The sequence below is a fragment of the Lysobacter helvus genome (assembly GCF_018406645.1).
Taxonomy (GTDB): domain Bacteria; phylum Pseudomonadota; class Gammaproteobacteria; order Xanthomonadales; family Xanthomonadaceae; genus Noviluteimonas; species Noviluteimonas caseinilytica.
In genome coordinates, this window is sequence record NZ_AP024546.1 from 139,132 (window position 1) to 163,966 (window position 24,835).

Consider the following 24,835-nt stretch of genomic DNA (forward strand, 5'->3'; position numbering starts at 1 on the left):
CGAAAAAGCCCGCCTTCCGGCGGGCTTCTTGTTTACGCGACGACACCCTGTCGCACGTCGCCGGAATTCGGCTGCCAGTTCCGCAGCGCTTCGATGCGTTCCTCCAGCGGCGGATGGCTGAGGAACAGGCGCTTCAACCCGTGCCCCACGCCGCCGCTGATGCCGAACGCGGCCACCTGCTTCGGCAGCGTGCTCGCGCCGTAGGTCTGCGACAGGCGCTGCAACGCGGCGACCATCTTGTCGCGGCCGGCCAGCGTGGCGCCGCCGGCGTCGGCGCGGAATTCGCGATGACGCGAGAACCACATCGCGATCATGCTGGCGAACAGGCCGAACACCATGTCGAGCACGAACACGGTGACGAAATAGCCGATGCCGCCACCGCCGCTGTCGCGACCGCCGCTGAGGTAGCCGTCGATCACGCGGCCGACCACGCGCGAAAGCACGATCACGAAGGTGTTCAGCACGCCCTGCAGCAAGGCCATCGTGACCATGTCGCCGTTGGCGACGTGGCTGACTTCATGGCCCAGCACCGCTTCGGCTTCGTCGCGCTCCATGGCGCGCAGCAGGCCGGTGGAGACGGCGACCAGCGCCTTGTTGCGGTTGGCGCCGGTGGCGAAGGCGTTGATTTCCGGCGCGTCGTAGACGGCGACTTCCGGCATGCCGATGCCGGCGGCCTGCGCCTGGCGGCGCACGGTGTCGACGAGCCAGCGTTCGGTTTCGTTGCGCGGCTGGTCGATGACGTGGGCGCCGGTGGTGCGCTTGGCGATCCACTTCGACGACAGCAGGGAGATGATCGACCCGCCGAAACCGAAGACCGCGGCCATCACCAGCAGGCCGGCCATGCTCGAGGGATTGAGGCCCAGCACCGACATCACGATGCTCAACAGCGCGAGGACGGCGAGGTTGGTGGCGAGGAACAGGGCGACGCGCTTGAACATGGCGGGGGTCCTGGCCGCCGGGGGTCGCGGCCGTGGTCGAAAACTGAGGCGCGGGCCGGTTAAATTCAAGTCGAATGTTCACCGACACCCACGTCCGCGGGCGCTTCGCGCCCTCGCCCACCGGCCCGCTGCATCCGGGGTCGCTGCTGGCTGCGCTCGGCAGTTGGTTGTTCGCGCACCATGCGCGGGGCGCGTGGCTGGTGCGCGTGGAGGACATCGATCCGCCGCGCGAACAGGCGGGCGCGATCGACCACCAACTGCGCACCCTCGCCGCCTTCGGCTTCACGCCGGACGAGGCCGTGCTGTACCAGTCGACGCGCGATGCCGCCTACGCCGAGGCGCTCGGGCAACTCATCGATGCCGGCACCGCGTTCGAATGCTGGTGCAGCCGCACCGACCTTGCGCCCGCCGGCGGTATCCACCACGCCTGCGTAGCGGGCCCGCAGCCCGGCCGCACGCCCGCGGTGCGGCTGCGCGTGCCGGCGGGGACGCACGTTGCGTTCGACGACGCGATCCAGGGTCGCGTGGTGCAGGACGTCAGCGCGGAGGTCGGCGATTTCGTGCTGCGTCGCGCCGATGGCTTGTGGGCTTACCAGCTCGCCGTGGTCGTCGACGACGCCGCGCAAGGCATCACCGACATCGTCCGCGGCGCCGACCTGCTCGACTCCACGCCGCGGCAGATCGTCCTCCAGCGCGCGCTCGGCCTGCCGACGCCGCGCTACGCGCATTTGCCGCTGGTCGTCGACGACGCAGGCCGAAAGCTCTCGAAATCGCAGGCGGCCTTGCCGATCGATGCGGCCGATCCGCTCCCGGCCTTGCGCTTCGCGTGGGCCGCGCTCGGCCAGTCGCCGGCCGCACTGGCCGATTGCGCCTCGCCAGGGGCTGCATTGGCGGCCGCACTGGTCGAGTTCGATCCCTCACGCATCCCTTCGCGCTCCATTGCACTGCACAACGCCACTGTCGCATCCGACGCCTAGACTCGGGCGAACTGCAAAGGGAGAGGCACATGAGCGCAAAAATAGCGTTGGTGACAGGCGGCACGGGCGGGATCGGCACGGCCATCTGCAAGCGGTTGGCGCTCGCCGGCCACCGCGTGGCGACCAACTACCGCAATGAAGAGAAAGCCCGCGAGTGGCAGGAAAAGCTGCGCGGCGAAGGCCTGGACATCGCGCTGGCGAAGGGCGACGTGGCCTCGGCCGACGATGCCGCCGCGATGGTCCAGGAGGTCGAACGCCAGCTCGGGCCCGTCGACATCCTGGTGAACAACGCGGGCATCACGCGCGACACCACCTTCCACAAGATGACCTCGCAGCAGTGGACCGAGGTGATCTGCACCAACCTCAATTCCTGCTTCAACGTCACGCGCCCGGTGATCGAAGGCATGCGCGCCCGCAAGTGGGGCCGCATCGTGCAGATCGCCTCGATCAACGGCCAGAAGGGCCAGTACGGCCAGGCCAACTACGCCGCCGCGAAGGCCGGCATGCACGGCTTCACGATCTCGCTGGCGCAGGAGAACGCGAAGTTCGGCATCACCGTCAACACCGTTTCGCCCGGCTACATCGGCACCGACATGGTCATGGCCGTGCCGGAGGACGTGCGCAACAAGATCGTCGCGCAGATCCCGACCGGCCGCCTCGGCGAGCCCGACGAGATCGCCTACGCCGTGTCGTTCTTCCTGCCGGACGAAGCCGGCTGGATCACCGGCGCCAACCTGTCCGCCAACGGCGGCCAATACATGGGTTGGTAATCGGCGCCTGCCTCCTCCCCCGCCGCGCGGGGGAGGTCGGGAGCGGGCCACGCGGCTTCGCTAAACCCCGTCCAACCGCCCGTTCACGATGATGACCTGAGGCTCTTGACAGGGTTATTGCATTCCGCTGCTGCACTGCGCCATGCTCGGCTCCGCGTTCCTCGGGGGTCGACCGCACATGCCAGTCCGCGTCATCAAGAAATATCCGAATCGCCGTCTGTACGACACGCGCATCTCCAGCTACATCACGATCGAAGACGTGCGCCAGCTCATCGTCGATGGCGAAGAGTTCGAAGTGCGCGACGCCAAGACCGGCGATGACCTCACCCGCTGCGTGCTGCTCCAGATCATCTCGGAGCACGAGCAGGAGGGCGAGCCGATGCTGTCCACCCAGCTGCTCAGCCAGATCATCCGGTTCTACGGGGATTCGCTGCAGGGCTTCATGGGCAGTTACCTGGAACGCTCGATGACGATGTTCCTGGAACAGCAGCAGCAGTTCCGCCAGCAGATGAGCGGGCTGATCGGCCAGGCGCCGTGGACCATGCTCAACCAGCTGACCGAGAAGAACCTGGAGCTGTGGAAGGATTTCCAGCAGAACCTCGTCGGCGGGACCATGGGCCGCCCGGCGGCGCGCTCGGGGAAGGCCAAGGACGAGACGAAGGCCTGAATCCGGGGTGGGAACCGCAGAAAAGCCGCGATCGCGGCTTTTTTTTTGCCAGACCGCGACCCCGTCCGCGCGTCCCGCCACCCGCATTTGACGCACCACCGGCGCAGCGGCACCATCGCCTGCTGCACCGCACCAAACACCTTTCCTGGGGATGACATGAGCAAGCGCGTGGCCGTCGTGACCGGCGGCATCGGTGGTCTCGGCACCGAGATCTGCAAGACCCTCGCCCGTGCCGGGCGCACCGTGGTGGCGACCGACCTGGCCGCGCGCGAGGACCGCATCGCCGAGTTCCGCCGCGACGTCGAAGGCCTGGACATCCACTTCGAGCCCGGCAACGTCGGCGACTACGAAGCCTGCGGCGCGCTCGTGCGCAAGCTGGAGGCCGAACGCGGTTCGGTCGACATCCTCGTCAACGCCGCCGGCATCACGCGCGACACCACGCTGCGCAAGATGGAGCGCACCGACTGGGACGCCGTGCTGAACATCAACCTCGACGGCGTGTTCAACATGTGCCGCCACGTGGTCGATGGCATGACCTCGCGCGGCTTCGGGCGCGTGGTGAACATCAGCTCGGTCAACGGCCAGACGGGCCAGTTCGGCCAGACCAACTATTCGGCGGCGAAGGCCGGCATGCATGGCTTCACGATGGCGCTGGCGCGCGAAGTCGCGCGCAAGGGCGTCACGGTCAACAGCGTGTCGCCGGGCTACTGCGAAACGGCGATGGTAATGGCGGTGCCGGAAGAGGTGCGCACGAAGATCGTCGACGGCGTGCCGGTGGGCCGCCTGGGCAAGCCGAGCGAGATCGCGCGCACGGTGGAGTTCCTGACGCATGACGACGCGGGGTTCATTACCGGCGCGAACATCCCGGTCAACGGCGGTCTGTTCATGAGCTTCTGAGTTCGCCGAAACCCGGAAACAAAAAAGCCGCGGCACTGCCGCGGCTTTCTTTTTGCAGGCGGGTGTTACTTCGCCGACTCGCAGAACTTCGCCCGATACTCCATCGCCTTCGGCATCAGCGCCTGCAGGTTCTGGATGCGCGTGCCGGGATTGGGATGCGTCGACGAGAATTCCGGCGGCGCCTCGCCACCGCTCGCGGCATCCATGCGCTCCCACAGCGGGATCGCTTCGCGCGGATCGAAGCACGCGGCCGCGGCCAGCATCAGCCCCATCTCGTCCGCCTGCGTTTCCTGCTTGCGCGCATAGGGCAGCGCACGACCGTAGCCGTACACCGCCATCACCGCCTGCATCTGCGACTGGTCCATGCCGCTCATCGCGCCGGCCATCTGGCCGATCTGCGCGAGCTTCTGTTCCGTCATGCGCTGCGCCCCGTGGCGCAGCAACGCGTGCGTGATCTCGTGTCCCATCACGATCGCCATCGCGTTGTCGTTCTGCGCGACGGGGATCAGGCCGGTGTACACCGCCATCTTGCCGCCCGGCAGGCAGAACGCGTTGACCTGGTCGGACTGCAGCAGGTTGACGTCCCACTCGAACGTCTTCTCGATGTGCGGCGCCGTCAGGTTGTGTTCGGCCGCGAGCGCGTCCTCGACCTGCGGGATCTTCGCCACCAGGCGCTGCATGATCGCGCGCACGGCCTGCGCGTTCGGATCGCTGGGCGAAATGGGTTTCTCGGTCGTGAGCAGCTCTTCCCACGCCTGCAGGCCGAGCGCCTTTTCGTCCTCGGGCGAGATGTTCTTGTCGATCACCACCGCCTCGCCGGTCAGCGGATCGGTCGAGCGATTGGAGATCCAGTAGTACGCGGCGTACCCGGCGAACAGCAGCAACACCCACCAGCGGATGCCGCCGAAGCCGAAGCCGCGCCGTTGTCCGCCCTGTGCCTGGTTGCCGTACGGATCGATGGCCATCGCGTGCAATCTCCTTGTGTCGCGCGGCTCAGAGTTCTCGCACGAGGCGGAACCCGAGGCGCGCATTGGTGGTGTCACCGTCCGTCGACAGACGCCAGGCCGCCCGCACCTGCGCAGGTGCGCTCGCCCACGAGCCGCCGCGGATCACGCGCGTGCGGCAGCCCGGGTTGACCCAGGGTTGTCCGTCCGCGGGGGCGCGCCGATAGCCTTCGTGCCAGCAATCGGCCACCCACTCGCTGACGTTGCCGGCCAGGTCGTGAAGGCTGAATGCATTCGGCGCGAAGCTGGCCACCGGAGCCGGCCCCCACCACCCGTCCCCGTAGCCCTGGAAGGCGTTGCGCCACGTGCGGCCCGTCGGCGAGCGATCCAGCGAACCGGTGACGTTGCCCGCGCTGCGGGGCGGAATGCGCGAACGCCACGGCAGGCTGCCTTCGCTGCCCGCGCGCACGGCGTATTCGAACTGCGCCTCGCTCGGCAGCGCATAGCGCTCGCCGGTCTGCTGCGAGAGCCAGTGCGCGTACGCCTCGGCATCGCGCGCGCTCACGTGCAGGACGGGCATGTCGTCGCGCGCGATCGCGCCGTTGTAGTCGTGGCGCCAGTCCACGCCGCTGCGGCGCACCAGATTGCCGCTGCGTTCGTCGTACACGATCGAATGGCCGCGCCGCACCGCGCGGCTGCGATAGCCGGTGGCGTCGACGAAGCGGCGGAATTCGCCCACGGTGGTTTCGGTGCGCGCCATTGCGAAGCCGCGGTCGAAGCGCACGTAGTGCAGCGGGCGTTCGTTCGGCAACGCATCGGTTTCGCCATCGCGCGCGCCCATGCGGAATCCGCCGTGCGGCACGACGATCATCTGCGGGCCGCGCGCGCCGCTGCGCAACGCATCGGTGAACGCCTGGCCCGGCCGGAACAAGCCGTAGTGCGCGACCAGGTCGATGCGTTCGCGCAATTCCGTGGCGGCCGGATCGGCGGGCGGTGCGATGCGCAACACGTCCGACAGGATGCGGCGCGCCTGCGGCAGGCCGCCGTCGCGCATCAGCAAGGCGAGGCCCTGGTCGCGCAGCGTGTTGACGCGCTCGGTGCGCAATGCGCCGATGCGCAGGCGCGCGTCGGCGACGGTGGACATGCCGGGGCGGATGGGGGCTGCGTGCTGCAACCAGGTTTCGGCCTGCGCGAAATCCGACGTGGCCGCCGCGGTTTCCGCGCGCCGGATCAACGCGCTTTCCACCGCCGCGATGCCTTGCGCCGCGCGCGCATCGCCGGGGCGCTTGACGAGCGCTTCGCGGAAATACTGCAACGCACCGCGGGTGTCGCCTTCGCCGAGGCGATCGGCCTGGAGTTCGCGCTCGCCGCGATGATCGAGCTGCACGGACGCATCGGCGGCATCCACGCGCGAGAGATAGGCGCGCACGGTCGGTGCATCGGCTGCGGCCGTGCGCGCCACTTCGCCGACTTCGTGCGCGTGGCGCAGGCCGTTCGGATCGGTGTCCATGGCCGCGAGGGCCGCGTCGCCTTCGGCGAGCAGCATCGCGACGGCGCGTGCGTGGACGCGGGAGACTTCGGGATCGTCGGGGAGGCGCGCATGCAGCTCGATGAGCAACGGCATCGCGTCGCGATCGCCCCCGAAGAGCTTGCCGGCATCGAGCGCGGCGATGGCTTCGGCGAGCACCTTGGGTTCGTCGCCCACGGCGATCTGCACCGGCGCAGGTTGCCAGGCCGGCACCACCACGGCTTCGTCGCCCGAAATGGTGACCGTGGGATCGCGGCCCGCCGCTTCCGGCGCCGGCCCCTGCGCACCCTTGTCGCCACAGCCCGCCAGCAGCAACGCAAGGACCAGCGCGGCGATGGGGGAAGGCGTGCTGCGCGGGTGGGCCATGGAGCGTCCGGTGGCGTCGACGCGGCCGATGGTGGGCCATGGCGACGCGATCCGGCAACCGCCGGCGTTCGACAGTGCCCGCGGGGGACCGGTAGTCTGGCCGCCCGATCGTTTCGAAGTCCCTGCGTGCACCACTGGATCACCGACCCCGCCGACCTCGCCGCGCGCCTCGCGCACCGCCCCGCCCGCGTGGGCCTGGACACCGAATTCATCCGCGAACGCACCTACTGGCCGCAACTGGCCCTGGTGCAGATCGCCTACGCCGGCAACGCGGGCGACGGACGCAGCGACGACCAGACCATCCTGCTCGCCGACATGCTGGTGCCCGGCATGTGTGAAGCCCTCGCACCGCTCCTCGCCGATCCGAACGTGCTGAAGGTGATGCACAGCGCGAGCGAAGACATCGTGGCGCTCAAGCGCAGTTGCGGCGTGGCACCCTCGCCCTTGTTCGATACGCAGATCGCCGCGGGCATCGCGGGCGTCGGCGCGGGCATGGGCTACCAGCGCATCGTGCAGGACCTGCTGGGCGTGGCGCTGCAGAAGGGCGAGCAGCGCTCGGACTGGTTGCGCCGCCCGCTGACGGATTCGCAACGCCACTACGCCGCCGAGGACGTGGTGTACCTGGACGCGCTGTATCGCGAACTGTCGGCGCGCCTGGACACGCTGGGCCGCCGCGCGTGGCTGGAGGAAGACAGCGCGCGCCTCGCGCTCGGCGTGGACGAAGCCGGCGAACGCTGGCCCCACCTGGCGCTGCGCGCCGCGCAATTTCTCGACACCGACGCGCAGCATCGCCTGCTGCGCTTGCTGCGCTGGCGCGATGCGTATGCGCGCACGAGCGACCGGCCGCGCACCTGGATCCTCGACAACGAACTGGCCACCGCGCTCGCGCGCACGCCGCCGATCGACCGCGATGCATTGAAGCGCCACCTCGACACGATCCCGAAATCCCCGCGCAGCCTCGTCGATGCGCTGTGGACCGCATTGACGACGCCGCTGCCCGATGAAGCCGAAGCACCGTTGCCGCGCAGCGAAGAGCGCGACAAGCTCGCGCTGCGCAAGTTGCAGGACACCACCGCGGAAGTCTCGCGCGAACTCGGCCTGCCCGATGGCGTGCTCGCTTCGCGACGCTGGCTGGAAGCGCTGCTCGACGGCCACGACTGGCCCGGTGCGTTGTCGGGCTGGCGGCGCGCGCAACTCGAACCGCGGCTCAAGCCGCTGCTGGCGCCCTCGCCCGCGAACTGACGCCCGCTACGACACCAGCCCGCGTCGCTCCGCGAGCACGCGCAGCTGGTGGTCGGATTGCAGGTGGAGCTTGGCGTAGATGTTGGCGCGGTGCGCGTACGCCGTCTTGTTGCTGATGCCGATGGTCGCCGCCACGCGCGACACCGAATGCCCGCGCGCCAGCAGCAGGAACACCTGCGCTTCGCGGCTGGTGAGCTCCGGCAAACCCGCGGCTTCGTCGGTTTCCTCGTGGTTCTGCGCGCGCACGTCCTTGCCGAGGAAGCGCTCGCCGCGCCCCGCCGCGCGGATCGCATCCACCAGTTCGTCCGGCGCCGCGCGCTTGGTGACATAGCCGCGCGCCCCCGCCGACAACGCGTCCTGCACGTACAACGCGCCGTCATGCATGCTCATCACCACGATCGCCATGCCCGGCTTCTGCGCGAGCACGTGGCGGATCAGCACCAGGCCGTCGCCGTCGGGCAGCGAGAGGTCCATCACCAGCACGTCGCACGCCGCGGTGAGCAGCCACGCGGCGACTTCACGCGCGCTGCCGAGTTCGTCGGTGACTTCCCAGCCGGGCTCCATCTCCAGCAACTGTCGAAAGCCCGCGCGAACGATGGGATGATCGTCGACCAGCACGATGCGAAGAGGCGGCATGGGGACGGAATCCAGGAGCGGGATGCGCATTGAAACGCGGCGACCGGCCCAGCGTCCAATCCAGTGGTGGATGGCGCCCGCGTACATCGCGCTCTGGGCGGGGCTCTACCTGCTGTCGAGCATGCACTGGTTCCTGCCCGCCGGCCTGCGGCTGGCGGCGCTGTGGCTGATGCCGCGCCGCTGGTGGTGGGCGATCGCGCTGTGCGAAGCCGCGGCCATCGTGCTGGTCGCGCTGGCGCGCGGCACGTTCACCGATCCGGTGGCGCTGCTGCTCGCCGCGACCGTGCCGTGGTGCCTGTATGCGCTGATCGTGGGCACGTTCGCGCGCTCGCCCGGGCCCAGCCCCACGCCCGACACGATGATGCGGTTCCTGCTGTGCGGCATCGCGGCCTCGGTGGTCACGGCGGGCGCGCTGGTACTGATCAACCTGATGGACGACGGCGTGCTGCCGCAGCCGCCGGTCGCGATGCTCTACAGCTTCGCGGTGGGCGATTTCATCGGCATCCTGGTCGTCGCGTCGCTCGCGCGGACGTTGCTCGGACAACTCGGGCCGCAGCGCGTGCCGTGGCACGTCGTGTTCGGCGAAGGCTGGGTGCTGGCGCCGGTGCTGGTAGTGCTGGTGCTGTCGGCGCTCCCGCACCGGAACGTGCCGCTGTACCCGGTGATGCTGGCGATCTTCCCGTTGTTCTGGCTGTCGTTCCATTACGGATGGCGTGCGTGTTCGGTGGCCCTGGGCTTGTTGAGCGCCGCGGTGCACGGCTTGGGCGTGGGCACGCTCGGCAGCTCCTGGCCCTTGCCGCAACTGCAATTGCTGATTGCCGCATCCGGGTTCGCGGGCCTGTCGCTCGGCGTGTCCGGCGATGCGTTGCGCACGCAGGGCAAGGCGTTGAAGAACACGGTCGACATGCTCTCGTCGCGCACGCGCGCGTTGTCCGACACCGCCAATCGCCTGGTTTCGCAACAGGAAGAAGAACGCCGCCGCATCGGCGCGGAGCTTCACGACCAGCTCGGCCAGGACATGACCGCCATCGCCACGCGCCTGCGCCTGGTGGAGCGCACGCCGGACCAGGACGCGATGCGCGATGGCCTGCGCTCGATCGCCGACCTGGTCGGCGATGCGCACGAACACCTGCGCGAAGTGATCCAGGCCTTGCATCCGCTCGTGCTGCATCGCTTCGGCCTGGCGCGCGCTTTGTCGGAAGGCCCGATGCACGAACTCGCGCGCGACCACGGCATCACCTACCAGTGCACGATCGAAGGCAACGTGGACCGCGTGCCGCCGGAAGTGGCGACCGCGCTCTACCGCATCTGCCAGGAAGCCACGACCAACTGCGTGCGCCATGGATGCGGTGGCCGCATCGCCGTGCACCTCGCGGTGTGGGAACACGCGTCGGCGGCCGACGTGCACCTGCGCATCGAAGACGATGGCGGCGCGTTCGACCCGGGCAACGGCAAGGGACTGGGACTGCAGAACATCCACGATCGCGCGGATGCGATCGGTGCGGAGTACGTGTTCAACCCGGACTCGGGGTACCCGCGGCACCTGCTCGATGTGCGCGTGCCTGCGGGATAGGAAGCCGGCCTGCCGCTGATTCCCCCGAAACAGCCAGCAGGCCAGCCCTACCGCCCAGAACCGCCGCCGTCCGCAGCGGTTCGTTTCTCCAACGCGTACCAGGCTTTGGATCCAACGGGCGCGACGGCACTCGCGCTTGGGCAGGATCATCGCGCGCGGCGTGCCCGCCCCCCATCAGAAAATTTCTCGCATCCGGCTGCGTCGGAGGTAGCATCGCCTGAATGCGCCCCCTGCCCCGGATCGCCGCTGGATTCCTCGCCGCACTGGCCCTGGCCGGCTGCGCCTCCGCATCGCACGACACGGGGCCCGTCGACATGACGCGCGACATCGACGCACTGATGCGCGACTACGACGGCCACGTGCCCGGCGCCTCCGTGCTGGTGGTGCGCGACGGCGTGCCGATCGTGCGCCGCAGCTACGGCTTCGCCGACCTCGACGGCGAGGTGCGCGCCACGCCGGCCACCAATTACCGCCTCGCGTCGGTCAGCAAGCAGTTCACCGCCGCGTCGGTGTTGTTGCTGATGGAGGACGGCAAGCTGCGCCTGGACGATCCGGTGCGACGCTGGTTGCCCTCGCTGCCGGCGGCGGTGGATGCCGTGACGTTGCGCCACCTGCTCACGCACACCGCGGGGCTGATCGACTACGAAGACGTGATGGATCCGGCGAGCGACGTGCAGGTGCACGACGCGGATGTATTGAAGCTGCTCGAAGGCCAGCCGCGCACGTATTTCGCGCCGGGCACCGGGTATCGCTACAGCAACAGCGGCTATGCGCTGCTGTCGCTCGTGGTCGAGCGTGCGTCCGGGATGCGGTACGCGGATTTCCTGCGCACGCGCATCTTCGAACCTCTGGGGATGCGCAATACCGTCGCGTTCGAAGCGGGACGTTCGACCGTCGCCCATCGCGCGTTTGGCCACACCTTCCAGCAAGGCCGCTGGATGCGCACCGACCAGAGCACGACGAGCGCGGTGCTCGGCGATGGCGGGATCTATTCGTCGATCGACGACCTCGTGCACTGGGACGCCGCGATCCGCGAACAACGCCTGCTCAAGCCGGCGACGTGGGCGCAGGCCTTCACGCCCGCGACGAAAACCGACGAAGCGGACGTGCAATACGGCTTCGGGTGGCGGATCACCGGGGAGACGTTGTGGCATTCCGGCGAAACGGTCGGGTTCCGCAACGTGATCGTGCGCTATCCGGCGCGCAAGCTGACCGTGGTGGTGCTGACCAATCGCGACGATCCGGAGCCCTACGCCACCGCGAAGAAGATCGCCGCCTTGTACCTCGACTAACGCACGGGCACGTCGTACTGCGTGTCGGGCGTGGGTTCGGGCTGCAACGTGAAGTGCCACCACTCCATCGGGTAGTTGCGGAAGCCTCCGCGTGTCATCGCGTCGCCGAGCACGTGGCGATTGGCGCGCTGCGCGGGCGTGACCTTCGGCGAATCGGTGTTGGCGCTGGTGTCGAAGAAATCGAACGGCGTGCCCATGTCGAGCGGCGTGCACGCATCGTGTTCGCAGCGCAGCAGCGTGAGGTCGAGCGTCGCGCCGCGGCTGTGGCCCGAGGTGGGCGCGATGTAGTCGCCGCGCAGGCTGCGCTTGTCGAGCTGCGGATACCAGGCGGCTTTGGTGGCCGCATCGTCCGGCGTGTCGATCCACGCCATGAAATCGCGCACGGCGCGCACGGGGCGGTAGCAATCGAAGATGCGGAGGCGATAGCCCTGCGGGCGCAGCGCGGTTTCGACGCGGGCCAGCGCTTCGGCGGCGGGACGCAACAGGTAGCAGCGCGGCGCGTCGTAGCCATCGACCGGCGCGCCGGTGAAGTTGTGGTGGCCGGCGTAGCGGATGTCGAGGTCGATGTCGGGGACGAGGGCCTGGATCGAGACCAGGCCGGCGGCGTCGGGCGTGGTGGCCCTCGACGTCCGCGGCCCCGTCGCGGGCGGCGTGGCCGCACAGGCGCCGAGGCCCATGGCCAGCAGGCACATCGCAAGTCGCATCGTCGGTTCCCCATTCACGCCTGGCGAAACGGTAGCGCGTCCCGGCGTGCCCTTACAGCCGCTCCACCGGCGAGGCCCGCACCAGGATCTCGTCCTGCGCGAAGTCCGCCTCCAGCGATTGCCGGTACGCCGCCCACCACCCGTGGTCCAGCGCCTCGACCATCACTTCGAACAGCAGCACCTCGTCCCGCTCCATGTGCCCTGCATCGTCTTCCCACAGGCCCTGCGCCGGCGCGCGCATGTACGCCGTCACGCCGCCGAATTGATCCGCGAGCGCGCGCCGGACCGCATCGAAGCGCGCGCGCGGGAACGGCGTGCCCGAGGCGTCGTAGACGGGGAGCAGCAACTGGACCAGGTACATGGCGCCTCCGGTGGGGCCCCAGCAGGCCCAAACCCGCGTGCAGCCGGCGCGAATTCGCACCTTCCCCGCTTGGCAGTCACCGCCGCCGTCCGTATACTGCGCGCCTTTCGTGGGGCGGTAGCTCAGCTGGGAGAGCGTCGCGTTCGCAATGCGAAGGTCGGGAGTTCGATCCTCCTCCGCTCCACCACGATTTAAAGGCTCGCTTCGGCGAGCCTTTTCTTTTCAAGGACTTCCGTGCGCCGAGTGCGCCAACGCGGATGGTCCTTATCCGAACACGGATTCGCGGTGCTTCCTAGCGTGCACTTACACGTGCACTTACGAGGGATCACATGCGAGCTCAGCTCACCAAGCGCCTTATTCAGTCATCCCAGCCCCAAGAGCGCCCCTATGAGCTCAGGGACACTCAAGTACGAGGGTTGCTGTTGCGGGTGCAGCCTTCGGGGCACAAGGCTTGGATCATCGAGTGGACCCGGGGTAAGCGACGGACCCTCGGGGCACTGGGTCACCTGACACTCGATCAGGCGCGCGCACACGCGTCCCAGGCGATGGCGGAGCACATCCAGCGTGGGCTACCTAGCATCGCGAGGCAGGAACGCGCCAGGTGCTCACTGGCTGGCTTCTTGAGCGATCGCTACGCGCCGTGGGCAGTCTCCCACCTGCGACGAGGTCAGCAGTGGGTTGATCGAATCGAAGCTGCGTTTTCTGACGCCCTGCCCCGCGATCTCTCGGAAATCAACGCAGCGTGGGTCGACCAGTGGTGGCTTAAGCGGATCGCTGCCGTGTCCCGAGCAACTGCATCTCGTGATCTGGCATGCCTACGCGCGGCCATGAACAAGGCCACAAAATGGGGCGTGCTTGATCAAAATCCCCTTTCTGATCTGCAAATTCGCCCTGTCGAATCACGCCGGGTTGTTCGATTTCTCAACCAGTCCGAAGAACGGATGCTGCGCCAAGCACTAGCTGATCGAGATGCTGCAATGATCGCATCCCGCGAGTCCGGTAACAGCTGGCGAATTGCACGTAGCAAGCCGCTATTGCCCGTAATTGACTCGGACGGTTTTGGAGATCATCTGACGCCCGTAGTGCTACTGGCGATGAACACGGGCCTGCGTCGAGGAGAGCTACTGTCGTTGAACTGGACGGACGTTGATTTCGATGCGCGCATTCTGACGGTTCGCTCTGAGAATGCGAAGAACGGTCGACAACGCCATATCCCGCTCAATGCCGAAGCCACCGGCGTGCTTCGGTCCTGGGTTAGACGATCCACCGGCGCGGGCGTGTTTGACATCGCTGACATCAAAACCGCCTGGAATTCGCTAATTCAGTCCGCAGGCCTGGAAAAGTTTCGATTCCACGACTTGCGACATCACTTCGCTAGCAAACTGGTAATGGCTGGCGTGGACTTAAACACCGTGCGCGAGTTGCTAGGCCACTCCGACATCAAGATGACGTTGCGCTACTCACACCTTGGACCAGACCACCTTGCTGCGGCAGTGGCGAAGCTCAGTTGTGCCTCGCTTGCGGCTAAGCATTCACATCGAAATCAGAACCGAAACGCATAGCCGATTTCCGGTCCGTGTAAGTTGATGCTCAGCGAGTTGTCTTGGGTCCGCTTGAAGCCAACGTCCAAATACCGGTAACCGAACACCCAAGCGCCATTGCTCATGTTGTACTGGGCCACCCCGCTTGCGTTCCAGGTCCCGTCGGTGTCGCCGAACGAACCATCCCCGCGTAGCGTGATCGACCACCGATCCGAAAGCGCCCATGTGTAACGCGCGCCGAGCATGAAGTCTGTATAGGTTTCGCCGACATGGACCGAAGCAGGCGCGAAGGCCGGGTCGTTGGGGATGAATACCGTGGTGTAGTCGAGATCGATGAAGCGACCGCCAGCGAAGAGGTTCCAGCCGCGTCCGCGTTCGGGGCCAGGCGACCACACACCCGCAACCTCAAGTAGCCGTGTGTCTAGGTCGGTCTCTGTGTGTAGAAAACGACGGTCGTCGCCCGATGACAGTCCGAGATAGGTGAAGTCGGCGAACAGCCCCCAATCGTCGCCTTCGCCCTCAGCGTGCACCTGGAAGGCGCCATCGAACTGGTCGAGCACGTCGTCAAATCGCGACTCGTTGCTGATGCTTACCGGGGGCGTCGTTCGGTCGAGGTCCGTTTTGACGTTGATACCCCAGATGTAAGGGGCGATGGCCCAGTCCCATCCACTGGACGGCGATGCCTGTGCCAAACCGCTTGCGAGGGTTAGGGTCGTGAGTGCGGCAACGCGAAGCGACCAATTCGGAGCCATGTGGGAATGTTCCTTAGGTAGGCGGCGACGGATGCTGGTGTGTGTCAATTACTCAGGAGCACCACCAGCGCGGAATGGGAACTGCGTAAACATGTCCCGCACAGCCGTATCTATTGCAGCCGAGCGGTTATTCCTTGCCTTGTCGGTGATGCGGCCGGTGGTGACCCCCTCCCAAACAAGCTGCTTGCGTCTGGCATCGACAATGTCAATGTTCAACGTGCCCTCGTCGTACTGGTCCACGTACGGCTCGTAATAGCCGCCCCAGAAGCCGTAGTAGCCAGGCCACCCGTAACCGTAGTAGCCGCCCCAGTAGGGCATCGGCCCGGGGTGCACGCGCGTCTGTTGCGTGACGCTGGCCTTGAAGTTCACGAGCAAATCTGGCGCCGACTCGTTGTATCGATAGCCGCGGGCTTCAAGTTCGCGGCGCGTCGAGTCTTTCAGCTGCCTGGTCATCAGTGATTCGTAATCGGCGTCGTCGGTGCCGACCTTGTCGAAGAACGCGAAGCTGCGGTACTGCGCAAAATTCACAGTCTTGTCGTAGTCCGCACGAGTCTCGGGCGTGCTGACGCAGCTAACTAAGGCGACAAGGGCAACTAGGCTGCAAAGCCAACGGATGGCACGTCGCATAGAACCTCCTCGCGGGGCCCATCATTAAGGCTCATGAACGGTTCAACCGCCGCCCGAATCAGCCTCCGCGACGCAACCTTACTCTTCCAGACGCTCCGCGCCAGTGACCAAAGGGACCGCCTGGCAGGTCCCGTCGAGGGACTGCTCGCTGCCCTTCGCATCACCTTTGGAAGCTATGCGGACTGGTGAGCACTTCGCCGCCCGTTGCCTATCCGGGGGCGTTTTGGCGGCCCCAAGGGAGCGGGAGGAATTCCTGCTGCGCGGCACGCTGCGGGCAGGCTCCCAAAGCGACGATAGAACCACTTGTAGTTGGGTACGTAAGGAGAGGCTCTAACCAACCGCACGGTGATCTTTCCTTCGGCTCGATATATGGCGCGCAAGACATCTAGATACTGCTCCTCAGTGGGCCTCTTGGGCCTGCTCGCTTTGATCTTCTGAGCTTCATCGAACATCCTGCGACTGATTACAGGTTTCGCAAACGGCGCGTCCCCGCGCACCCACTCTTCCGGGGGGTTGCGGATCGGCGACGCGCCGAGCGGTCGAGTCGTTCGGTTGTACCAGGTGACGCCGACATACACCTCGTTTCTCAGAATGCGGACGATATGTAACGTCTCCCATCGAGCACCTCGTCTTGTGGTGATGCCACGTGAGTTCAGGTGTCGCGAGATTGCAAGCTCTCCCATTCTCTCTTTGACGTAAAGGTAGAAGATCAGTCTCACTACAGCGACCTCCCAACCTTTGCCGGCCGTCAGAACCACTCGATCGCTGTTCAGAGCCTTATGCTGTCCAATCCGCAGGAGTCCGCGATCTTCGACTCCATCTCCCAACAGTTTCCGAGCCATGCCAAAGTTCGTCACCCCGCCTGTGAAAAATCCCATCTGCGCAACACGAGATTGGCCGGCTCTCACCTTTACTGCCAGCTCGCGACTGAACTCTGCGGCCATGCTTCGCTTAATGGATTTCAGGACGGCAGCCATTGGGCCGGTCATATCAGGAAATAGCTCCGCGCAATAAACAACAGGTGCACCCGCGCGAGTGCACAAAAACTCGTAGTGCGCGCTTTCGTCGGGATTCTGGAACCTGCCCCACCGACTAACATCGTAGACGAGTATTGCGTTGAAACCGCGCGGCTCGATGTGCACATCGCGCATTAGGGCCTGTAGTCCGGTACGACCGCGAATGCGCAATCCACTCTTGCCATCATCCCGATAGGTTCGAACAACCTGCATACCATGCGAATCAGCGAAGCGAGCTATAGCCGCCTCCTGGTTGGCCGTTGAATACTTCTGCATGTCGGTGGACATGCGGACGTACTGTGCGACCGGGATTGGGCTGGGTGGCGGCGTGTCGCTACTCATGCGTTCGACCCTAACAGCAAATCCGCGTCAGTCTCGTAGATTTAGAGGGACTTGCCCTAAAGGGCTAGGGAAAAGCACCTACATCTTTTACGACCGTCCGCTCGGCCGAGTGCAGATTGCGCGTACGGCGAGCTTCCGACTGGCGCAACATGCGCGTAACCCCACAGATTTTCGAACTTCCACTTGATTCGAGCCTGTATATGACATCGGCTGGAGATGCGCACCTACATTGCTCCAACCAATTACCGGTTACCGCTCCTTTCGAATTCACAAAGCCGTTGCGATCCTCTTCTCTGGGGATGACGAAATAGTCGAGAATCTCAGCCTTGTCATTCACCCGCGCAAATATGCCCAAATCCGCATCCACCAATTTGTCGGGACGAAGGGTCCAGCCAAAGGAGTCATGAGAAACTTGAGGGTGAGCTACGCGCACCGAGATCGTGAGCGAGTCTTCGATGCAGGCTCGCCTAGTGGAGGTATGGCAGTAGAAAGTCCGTCCACTTTCCCTGTAATGTTCTGCTAGCCAGTCGAGAATTTGAACTTTAATTGCTTGCCGCTGTTTGCGACGGCGCCCAGACGTAGCCGTGCGCCTGCAAATCGGAACGTTGGCAGCACTGCACGCATCGGCAACCGATCCAAAGCACTCAATAAATCGCAGGGCCGCCGGCCCTCCGCGACGGTGTAACGCTGCAACATTGAACCGTCCGAACTCGGCAGCTTCGCTGCGAACTAGACGTATAAGGTCCGAGCGCGACCACTTCCGACGTGGCAATCGGTCTCCAACTAGTAGCTGGGCGGCATCGAAGTCTAGTTGCGAAACAACCGGCGTGAAGCTGTTCGGCACCCGAATGCGTTGATCCTTCCGCACGTAGCGGGAAGCTGACTTGAGTTTCTGAGTGTGAAGTCCGAACACATTGGTTCCAACGTATTGCTCGCGCCGCAAGACGGTGCGAATAGCATCCGCTCGCCACGGGATCAGCCCGATTTGACTTGGGTAACAGCTCCAATTGAGTTGCAAAGCGATGTCTGCCTCCTTCATCTTGCAATGGACAAAGAGATGAAAAATCAGACGAACCAAGCCACAGTCAAATGCGTCTCCTGGTTCTAGCTCAACGTGGTCATCTGCGCGCGACTTCCGCTCGCCAGGCGGCAGCTCTCGGCGCACGCGACCGTCTGGTGACACCTGGACGCGCTTTAGTCCAAATCCGGCCGGCCCGCCAGTGTGAAAACCTCGTCTAGCCAACGCTTGGAGCGAGGAGTACACCTTCCCGCTCAACTCTTTGCTGTATTCAGCGGCCATGGCCCTCTTTATGCTCTTGACCACTGCGGCCATGGGGCCAGGGACGCAATCAAACGACTCCGCGCAATAGTGGACATTGACGCCTGCGCGTCGGCACAGAAACTCGTAGAAGGCGCTCTCGTCTACGTCTTGAAACCGCCCCCAGCGGCTAACATCAAACACGACGATTGCCTTGAAACACCTAGATGCGTCGTGCACCTCGGTTAGCAACCTCTGCAACGCTGGACGACCACGAAGCGTCAGCCCGCTTCTACCGCTATCTTCGTACGTACAGACAACTTCCATACCGTTTGCACGCGCGTACTGACCAATAGCCTCTCGCTGATTGGTCGTGGAGTACCGTTGGTGCTCGGCGGACATACGCAAGTACTGAGCAACCGGCACTAAGTTCGCATCCGTCGGCTGGGACATGGCACGAATCTGTGCGCGCGCCTTGCGATTTGTAAGTCACCCGGCTGGGCGAGGCTGCGCTCGCCAGCGCTGCGAGTTGCGCCCGCACGGGTGACTGTGCAATGGGTGGAGATGGAGGAAAAGGCCCCTATGCCCGATTCTAGAGCCGCCCCGATTCCCGTCGCGCAGTACCTCCGTATGTCGACGGAGCATCAGCGCTATTCAACAACCAACCAACGATTAGAGATCAATCGATATGCTGCGACGCACGGCATGCGAGTCGTGGTTACGTACGAGGATTCGGGCAAGAGCGGATTGACTCTTTGGGGACGCCCCGGACTTCAAGCGATGCTGGACGACGTATTGAGCATGCGTCGCGCTTTCCAGGCGATTCTGGTCTTCGACGTGAGTCGTTGGGGCCGCTTCCAAGACGTGGATGAAAGTGCGTATTACGAGTTCGTTTGTAGACGGGCCGGCGTACCCGTCCTGTATTGCGCCGAGCCATTTGCTGACGTGCCTGGGCCGATGGCAGTCGTAATAAAGAGCGTCAAACGCGCAATGGCAGCAGAGTACAGCCGCGAACTGGGTGCGAAGGTGTTCGCGGGCCAGAGCCTGCTGGCGGGCCGAGGCTTTCACATGGGCGGATTTCCCAGCTTCGGCCTTAAACGCGTTCTGGTGTCAGAGACCGGAGAGGTCAAGGGAGAGTTGGGCAGGCGTCAGCGCAAGTCGATCCAAACGGATCGCGTGCTGCTCGCTCTAGGGGATCCCCTCGATTGCGGATTGATCAGGTTGATTTTTTACCTGTTTGTCGAAAGGCGAATGTCTGAGGCAGACATTGCAAGGCAGCTCAATTGGGGTGGGTACCCGAGCCGCACAGGAATGCTCCCTTGGCGCGGTGAAATGATTCGCTCGATTCTGCGAAATGAGCGGTACACCGGAACTACTTTGTACGCGAGGCGCTCGTGCAGCTTAAAGACGCCGTGGCATGAGAATCCGCCAGAAAGGTGGGTTCGTGCAGAGGATGCATTTCCGGCGGTCGTGTCCCGAGATACTTTTGAGAAAGCCAGAGTTAACTTGGAGGCGCGGCAACGGCACTACTGGTCAGATGATGAATTGCTCGACGTTGTCCGCCGAGTTCACGCAAAGCACGGGGATGTAACGCCCGCGTTGATGATGAAGGAACCAGGAGCACCTCAGACTACGCTTTTTATCTTTCATTTCGGTTCAATGGCGGACGCCTGTGAAGCGGCTGGAGTTCGTCCAAATGCCAAACAATGCTCACGACGTAACATCATTCACCGGCGCAGAACGACGAAGCTTCTGCTGCTCAAAGAACTGGCAGACCACTACGCCAACATGGGCGTGGGCTTCTACTGGCATCCCCAAACACGTCGCGCTTGCGTAGAGGGCGGGCTCACCCTGTCCGTGAGGAGCACGCAGGCTTATCGCACGACAAACGGCCAACCGTTTTGGCTCATTTCCCCAGACCGGCGCGTTGCCCCCGACGTTAGTCTTGTGGCACGGCTCGCGTGCGAAGGGGACGTCATCCTGGATTATTTTGTTATTCCTGGCGACGAGATGCGAACCGGCTACGTAAATAAGGAAGGAGGTGCCGTAAGAACATGGGTGAACCCATATCGTCTTCAATCCATGAATGACGTGATGCGCCGCCTTGAGATGTTGCGATTGTCGCATCCACCATGCATGCCTCGACTTATGACCCATCTCTCGAAACGCAGGCGCAAGGCCCAGGGCATCCGAAAGCGCGACGAGTACACGAGCAAATCGCTATGACGCCCCAACAACCCAAGTCAAGGCGACGCGATATGGGTGCTTCTGACGACTAGTCAACGACAATCAAATCTCGCATTCGTCGAAGTAGAAAAATACGCTCTGCTTGTCGTTCCTCGCAGAATGCCACTAGGCATGCAGCGGGAACTCGCTCCCGACCCAAACGCTCCCGATACTGCATTGGCCTTACTCGTCTTTGAGTCCATCGCGAGCTGCCATGCTTGCAATACAAGAAACACAATCGCTTCTTTTCTTCAATTGCCGCGCGAATCAATTGTTCCTCTGTGGACTGAAACACGTGCGGAGCCGAATTGACCGTATCCGATTTGATGCCACGTCTCGGCAATCCGCCACCGATCCAAAGTCCGAGAAAAGTAGCTACGCCGAAAATCGGCAAATAAAGAGCGCTGTAAATCCTGACTCCACCATGGTGTGAGCAAGCCCCCTGCCTTCCTATGGATGGCGACTGCCACCCGTCTCTGCACACCGAGTCAGGTACTAGGTGGGCCAGCACTAGAAAGCAAGCGAAACCAATGGCGATTCCAGCAGCAGCCCGAATTTTTTGCGTCATCCCTCGATCTCTAATCGGCTTTCCGTTCACCATCCGCATCGACTGCGATGCCAAGTCAAAGCGTCAACGCTAACCCAGTGGGCGACCTTCGTGGGCGCGAGCAGTGCCCCACCCCGTAACCTCGCGTAATCAGTTCCATCCAGTTCCGGCGAAACCAGGACGGTCAATGTTTCCGGGTCAATTGCTATCAATCGCAGATCGAACAGCGTGTGTATGTCGGTCCGCAGCAAGAGTCCATTGGACACCACGTTGGTGTGCTCGCCCCTGTACGGATGCACGTGAGCCGCTTCCAGGATGGCAATTAACGCGCAGCCAGTAATAGCGCATGAGCCACCGTAAGCATCGATCAATGCTTTACGGAAAGCTGGCTGTCCTTGCCTGCGGACAATTCCGGCCAAAACCCGCTTCCTCGCATCTTCGACGTTTTTGGCATCAAATGCCCCTGTGTTCTCCGCTTCCTGCACCGCATCCGCTATCCCAGTCGTCACGGGATTCACGACTTGCCGTACGCCCATCCCGTGACGATTTCCTGCCGTTGCGTCCGGGAATATCTCCCACACGCCATGCTGTGCCGGGTCGTACAGTTCGAACACGACGCCGGGCCCGTCGCCGATTTTGAACAGTCGGTCGTACTGACTGCCTTGATCGGTGCGCCTTGGCTTTGAGTTCTGCGAATAGGAAGTTCTAGACGGTGAGTTGACCGACAAGGCTGCTAGGTCCGCCCCGAGATTTGATTGGACGTAATCAGGGAATCTGGCCAAAATCCATGCGAAGGCCTGCTGCGGACTGGCTGTTCCTCCAAGGGCAACTACCGCATCAAGCGCGAGCTTCCAATGCGGCTGCCCGCCATATCTGTAACTGCCGCCCTGTGGCGCTTCGGCAGTCTGGCCCTGGAGAAGGGCTACGAGGCGCGGCTTCACGCCCTCCCCTACATTGGCCGCAGGCTTCAAGCCATTGATCCATGGCTGCCCGAGCTCGTCCAAGACAGCCGAAATATTCTGCATCCGGTACTCAAAAGCCTTCTCGGACCTGTTGAACCTATTAGCTAGCTCCCTGTAGACCTGCCGCTTGGAGTACGCCTCCCCTGCGCCCTCCTTTGCGGCCATGTCTCGATACGCTGCAACCGATGCAGCAAGTTCGTCATCACTCCATCCGCTAGCCATGGCTCTCCCCCAAGCGCAAAGCCAGCGCTCAGGTTGCCAGGCCAGAAGATGTCGGACAACAGCGCGGCCATCGGCTACCGCTGGTCTGCCCGCTCGCGCACCCAGATCCAGCCTTCACGCACTGCCGTTTCTGTTTCCTCTGGTTGGCTCCCAAGCCCTTTTAAGAAATCGAACCCAGCAAGGGTACAGATCGCGGCATCCAATGCGTCTGCATTGTTCACCATCGAAGACAGATCGTCCGGCAAGCCGAGTACTTTGTTTAGTCTCTCTAAGATGGCCGCGCGATCTACTGTGGCATCCCGCTTCTTGTATCGGGATGACTGAATCCCATGGGCGATGAGGGTCGCTGCCGGATAGACCTCGATTGCCGCTGCGCGTTCCGAGTAGAACGGCTCCCAGGCAAGAGGAACCGCATAACCTGTCCGCTTGCGAAGTTCATCAAGTAGCCGCAATGCCGAGTGTGCCGTTCTGGCAATCCGGTCAGCACCGACATCTAGTGACTGCTTCCCTAAGTGTTTGCGAATGAATTCGTCAGTCGTTCGCCTAAAGAGTTTATTCGCATCTTGCCGCAGCACCTGTCCCGCACGATGTGCCGGCAACGCCTCCCCGAGGGATCGCGGCCAGCCCAACGGAGCGTCAAGTGCAATCAGCACACGGTCGGCCTCGCGAATCCAGGTACTTACTAGCTCAGCAACTTTCTGCTCACTGGGACATGCGGACGCCTGCACAAGCTGACACCCATCCTCACTCACAACCGCCAAAGCCAACCCGACTTTCGAGTCCTCGGTTGCGCAGTCGATTCCAATGATCGTGGTTTGAACCACCACACCCTCCTAACGTCAGAGCGGGGCAACGTCTCGCGCCGATTTATGCACAATGCATGGCTCACACTCCATATAACTGTGAGGTTTTGTATGCGAGAGCCACCCCTCAACGTTTTATCTAGAGCACCGCTACCTCGGCAAGTTGCGCCAAAAGCGCATCCGGACTTGCGCTTTTCATTAGGTTTCGACGGTCTAACAGCCCAAGGACGCCTTGAGTCTAGGAATTTTTCTTATCCCATGTAGCATCGAGCATCCCCCAATGAGCTCCATACATGGCCAACATCGGCACCCTGCTCAAGTCCGAAATTACCCGCCTTGCCCGCAAGGAAGTCAAAGCCCAAACCGACGCGTTGCGTAAGTCCGGCGCTTCATACAGGCGGGACATCGCAGCCCTAAAACGCCAGGTCACTGACCTCCAACGTCAGTTGGCGACTGCGGTCTGGGGCACAAAGCGAGCAGCTCCGTTGGAATCGACTGAGTCAGGCAGAGTCCGCTTTTCCGCTAAGGGCTTGAAATCACACCGTGCCAAGCTGGGGTTGTCCGCAAATGATTACGGGCGCCTCGCTGGAGTGTCGGGGCAATCGGTTTATGGATGGGAGACCGGCAAGACGATCCCCCGACAGTCACAGGTTGCGGCGCTTGCAGTGCTGCGTGGACTAGGCAAGCGCGATGCAATCGCCCGCCTGGAGCAGCAGGCATCGCCTAAGAAACGCGGGTGATCCTCGTCCTGCACGAACCAACCAATCGCGACCTAGCGCGCTCCTGCGCCCTGGAGCTACCCACGTAGCTATCGCGCGCTAGGATTGGTTCCTGGATTGTTTGGTGAAGCCCTAGCGCTGTCCGATCATCGACTTACTGAGCACATGACACCCACAGTCAAATCCGATCGATTCGGCGTTGTCAGCAGCTCAACCAAGTGTCATGCATGTGGCGAATGGACACCGGTCAAAGCGTTGCTCGTTCGCGGTGGACAATGGCGCAACGAACCGGACGACGAGGACGATTACTGGTATCCCATCGAGGGTGCTGGGCTACTGCTGTACGTCCAAGACGTCAACGCGGAGGCTCTGGCCATATGGCGCAATGCTGCCCCTTGGGTTCGCAACACGCCCTCACGCACTGCGGGGATCTCGTATTGGTCGAATACTTGCGTGCACTGTGAAGCGCTGCAAGGCGACTGGTTCCTGACGAAGCCGGACGGACCGTTCTTTCCAACGACGCCGGAACTCGAAGCCAAGGTCGCGTTGGACTGGGCAGACGGATCGATCGAAGCTGTTGCCAATGTCAATGAGGCTAGCTGGCTCGATGGCCTAGCCGAGCGAATGGTGTAACTTCATACGTAGAACGCGATAACTGACATCAGGTGCTGCGTGAGCTTCAAGTGGTACCCACGTAGCTATCGACTCCCACACGCACGCTGTAGCGCGTCTGGCGCGGTTTGGCGCGCGGTTTGGATAATGATTTCCGCCCCCCCCCCAAACGCAGGCGCGCCACGTATGAAGCCTTGCAGCGTAATCGCCTTATACCGAGCGGAACCACGGCGCTTTCCGGATGCGCCCATGGGGGCCGAAGGCCCGGCATGGGTGTGCCGGGCTGGAAGCAATTCCGTGATGTCTCAGAATT

Annotated in this window: 24 protein-coding genes, 1 tRNA gene and 1 pseudogene; 13 read left to right on the top strand and 13 right to left on the bottom strand. The window is 63.6% G+C overall.

Annotation, left to right across the window (positions count from 1 at the left end):
• Window positions 1-32 precede the first annotated feature (32 nt).
• Window positions 33-938 (bottom strand): protease HtpX, encoded by a 906-nt coding sequence (htpX, locus tag LYSHEL_RS00730; protein WP_213435147.1) that lies wholly within the window; start codon window positions 936-938, stop codon window positions 33-35.
• A gap of 74 nt (window positions 939-1,012) precedes the next feature.
• Here htpX and gluQRS point away from each other — a divergent pair, with 74 nt between their 5' ends.
• From gluQRS to phbB (LYSHEL_RS00750), 4 genes are all read left to right on the top strand, one after another.
• Entirely contained in the window at window positions 1,013-1,915 is a 903-nt protein-coding gene (gluQRS, locus tag LYSHEL_RS00735) for a tRNA glutamyl-Q(34) synthetase GluQRS (protein WP_213435148.1), read from the top strand.
• 29 nt (window positions 1,916-1,944) lie between these two features.
• On the top strand, window positions 1,945-2,685 hold the full coding sequence (gene phbB, locus LYSHEL_RS00740; protein WP_213435149.1) for an acetoacetyl-CoA reductase: 741 nt from the start codon (window positions 1,945-1,947) through the stop codon (window positions 2,683-2,685).
• Between the two features lie 178 nt (window positions 2,686-2,863).
• A complete protein-coding gene (gene phaR / locus LYSHEL_RS00745) occupies window positions 2,864-3,352 on the top strand; it encodes a polyhydroxyalkanoate synthesis repressor PhaR (RefSeq protein ID WP_213435150.1) in 489 nt (162 codons plus the stop codon).
• A gap of 156 nt (window positions 3,353-3,508) precedes the next feature.
• A complete protein-coding gene (gene phbB / locus LYSHEL_RS00750; protein ID WP_213435151.1) occupies window positions 3,509-4,249 on the top strand; it encodes an acetoacetyl-CoA reductase in 741 nt (246 codons plus the stop codon).
• Window positions 4,250-4,314: 65 nt separating this feature from the next.
• On the opposite strand, the gene LYSHEL_RS00755 is transcribed toward phbB (LYSHEL_RS00750), so the two are convergent.
• A complete protein-coding gene (locus tag LYSHEL_RS00755) occupies window positions 4,315-5,214 on the bottom strand; it encodes a M48 family metallopeptidase (RefSeq protein ID WP_213435152.1) in 900 nt (299 codons plus the stop codon).
• Window positions 5,215-5,242: 28 nt separating this feature from the next.
• Complete coding sequence (locus LYSHEL_RS00760) at window positions 5,243-7,087, bottom strand: formylglycine-generating enzyme family protein (protein ID WP_213435153.1); 1,845 nt, start codon at window positions 7,085-7,087, stop codon at window positions 5,243-5,245.
• 126 nt (window positions 7,088-7,213) lie between these two features.
• Between LYSHEL_RS00760 and rnd the strand changes: the two genes are divergently transcribed.
• On the top strand, window positions 7,214-8,329 hold the full coding sequence (gene rnd, locus LYSHEL_RS00765; protein WP_213435154.1) for a ribonuclease D: 1,116 nt from the start codon (window positions 7,214-7,216) through the stop codon (window positions 8,327-8,329).
• Window positions 8,330-8,335: 6 nt separating this feature from the next.
• Here the strand turns inward: rnd and LYSHEL_RS00770 are convergent, their stop codons facing one another.
• A complete protein-coding gene (locus LYSHEL_RS00770) occupies window positions 8,336-8,965 on the bottom strand; it encodes a response regulator transcription factor (RefSeq protein ID WP_213435155.1) in 630 nt (209 codons plus the stop codon).
• 22 nt (window positions 8,966-8,987) lie between these two features.
• Here LYSHEL_RS00770 and LYSHEL_RS00775 point away from each other — a divergent pair, with 22 nt between their 5' ends.
• Window positions 8,988-10,538, top strand: a complete 1,551-nt coding sequence (locus LYSHEL_RS00775) for a histidine kinase (protein WP_213435156.1) — start codon at window positions 8,988-8,990, stop codon at window positions 10,536-10,538.
• 221 nt (window positions 10,539-10,759) lie between these two features.
• Complete coding sequence (locus tag LYSHEL_RS00780; RefSeq protein WP_213435157.1) at window positions 10,760-11,830, top strand: serine hydrolase domain-containing protein; 1,071 nt, start codon at window positions 10,760-10,762, stop codon at window positions 11,828-11,830.
• On the opposite strand, the gene LYSHEL_RS00785 is transcribed toward LYSHEL_RS00780, so the two are convergent.
• On the bottom strand, window positions 11,827-12,534 hold the full coding sequence (locus LYSHEL_RS00785; protein ID WP_407075150.1) for a M15 family metallopeptidase: 708 nt from the start codon (window positions 12,532-12,534) through the stop codon (window positions 11,827-11,829). The genes LYSHEL_RS00780 and LYSHEL_RS00785 overlap by 4 nt on opposite strands.
• A 52-nt stretch (window positions 12,535-12,586) precedes the next feature.
• Window positions 12,587-12,895 carry a hypothetical protein gene (locus LYSHEL_RS00790; RefSeq protein WP_213435158.1) on the bottom strand — a complete coding sequence of 103 codons (309 nt, stop codon included), beginning with the start codon at window positions 12,893-12,895 and terminating at the stop codon, window positions 12,587-12,589.
• Window positions 12,896-13,006: 111 nt separating this feature from the next.
• On the opposite strand from LYSHEL_RS00790, the gene LYSHEL_RS00795 reads away from it, so the two are divergent.
• The 3 genes and pseudogenes from LYSHEL_RS00795 to LYSHEL_RS00800 all read left to right on the top strand — a co-directional run bounded on the left by LYSHEL_RS00795 (window position 13,007) and on the right by LYSHEL_RS00800 (window position 14,457).
• Window positions 13,007-13,082: transfer RNA gene (locus tag LYSHEL_RS00795), tRNA-Ala, on the top strand.
• Window positions 13,083-13,224: 142 nt separating this feature from the next.
• Window positions 13,225-13,422 (top strand): annotated as a pseudogene (locus LYSHEL_RS16125) (Arm DNA-binding domain-containing protein); the annotation flags it as partial.
• 93 nt (window positions 13,423-13,515) lie between these two features.
• Window positions 13,516-14,457, top strand: a complete 942-nt coding sequence (locus LYSHEL_RS00800; RefSeq protein WP_244858614.1) for a tyrosine-type recombinase/integrase — start codon at window positions 13,516-13,518, stop codon at window positions 14,455-14,457.
• Here the strand turns inward: LYSHEL_RS00800 and LYSHEL_RS00805 are convergent.
• The 4 genes from LYSHEL_RS00805 to LYSHEL_RS00820 form a co-directional block, all read right to left on the bottom strand.
• Window positions 14,439-15,188, bottom strand: a complete 750-nt coding sequence (locus LYSHEL_RS00805) for a hypothetical protein (protein WP_213435160.1) — start codon at window positions 15,186-15,188, stop codon at window positions 14,439-14,441. The genes LYSHEL_RS00800 and LYSHEL_RS00805 overlap by 19 nt on opposite strands.
• A gap of 48 nt (window positions 15,189-15,236) precedes the next feature.
• Window positions 15,237-15,815, bottom strand: a complete 579-nt coding sequence (locus LYSHEL_RS00810) for a DUF4136 domain-containing protein (protein ID WP_213435161.1) — start codon at window positions 15,813-15,815, stop codon at window positions 15,237-15,239.
• Window positions 15,816-15,988: 173 nt separating this feature from the next.
• The gene (locus LYSHEL_RS00815) at window positions 15,989-17,119 is read right to left on the bottom strand and encodes a recombinase family protein (RefSeq protein ID WP_213435162.1); all 1,131 of its coding nucleotides are present in this window, start codon (window positions 17,117-17,119) and stop codon (window positions 15,989-15,991) included.
• 118 nt (window positions 17,120-17,237) lie between these two features.
• Complete coding sequence (locus tag LYSHEL_RS00820; RefSeq protein WP_213435163.1) at window positions 17,238-18,884, bottom strand: recombinase family protein; 1,647 nt, start codon at window positions 18,882-18,884, stop codon at window positions 17,238-17,240.
• Window positions 18,885-19,061: 177 nt separating this feature from the next.
• Here LYSHEL_RS00820 and LYSHEL_RS00825 point away from each other — a divergent pair, with 177 nt between their 5' ends.
• Complete coding sequence (locus tag LYSHEL_RS00825; protein ID WP_213435164.1) at window positions 19,062-20,657, top strand: recombinase family protein; 1,596 nt, start codon at window positions 19,062-19,064, stop codon at window positions 20,655-20,657.
• A 49-nt stretch (window positions 20,658-20,706) separates the two neighbouring features.
• On the opposite strand, the gene LYSHEL_RS16130 is transcribed toward LYSHEL_RS00825, so the two are convergent.
• The 3 genes from LYSHEL_RS16130 to LYSHEL_RS00840 all read right to left on the bottom strand — a co-directional run bounded on the left by LYSHEL_RS16130 (window position 20,707) and on the right by LYSHEL_RS00840 (window position 23,212).
• The gene (locus LYSHEL_RS16130) at window positions 20,707-21,264 is read right to left on the bottom strand and encodes a WYL domain-containing protein (RefSeq protein WP_407075151.1); all 558 of its coding nucleotides are present in this window, start codon (window positions 21,262-21,264) and stop codon (window positions 20,707-20,709) included.
• Window positions 21,252-22,331: an HNH endonuclease gene (locus LYSHEL_RS00835; protein ID WP_213435166.1), complete on the bottom strand. Its 1,080-nt coding sequence runs from the start codon at window positions 22,329-22,331 to the stop codon at window positions 21,252-21,254. The genes LYSHEL_RS16130 and LYSHEL_RS00835 overlap by 13 nt, the downstream gene beginning before the upstream one ends.
• Window positions 22,332-22,462: 131 nt before the next feature.
• A complete protein-coding gene (locus LYSHEL_RS00840; RefSeq protein WP_213435167.1) occupies window positions 22,463-23,212 on the bottom strand; it encodes a DUF429 domain-containing protein in 750 nt (249 codons plus the stop codon).
• Window positions 23,213-23,484: 272 nt separating this feature from the next.
• Between LYSHEL_RS00840 and LYSHEL_RS00845 the strand changes: the two genes are divergently transcribed.
• Together LYSHEL_RS00845 and LYSHEL_RS00850 are read left to right on the top strand one after the other, a co-directional pair.
• Window positions 23,485-23,931 carry a helix-turn-helix domain-containing protein gene (locus tag LYSHEL_RS00845; protein ID WP_213435168.1) on the top strand — a complete coding sequence of 149 codons (447 nt, stop codon included), beginning with the start codon at window positions 23,485-23,487 and terminating at the stop codon, window positions 23,929-23,931.
• A 144-nt stretch (window positions 23,932-24,075) separates the two neighbouring features.
• A complete protein-coding gene (locus tag LYSHEL_RS00850; RefSeq protein WP_213435169.1) occupies window positions 24,076-24,543 on the top strand; it encodes a hypothetical protein in 468 nt (155 codons plus the stop codon).
• Window positions 24,544-24,835 lie beyond the last annotated feature (292 nt).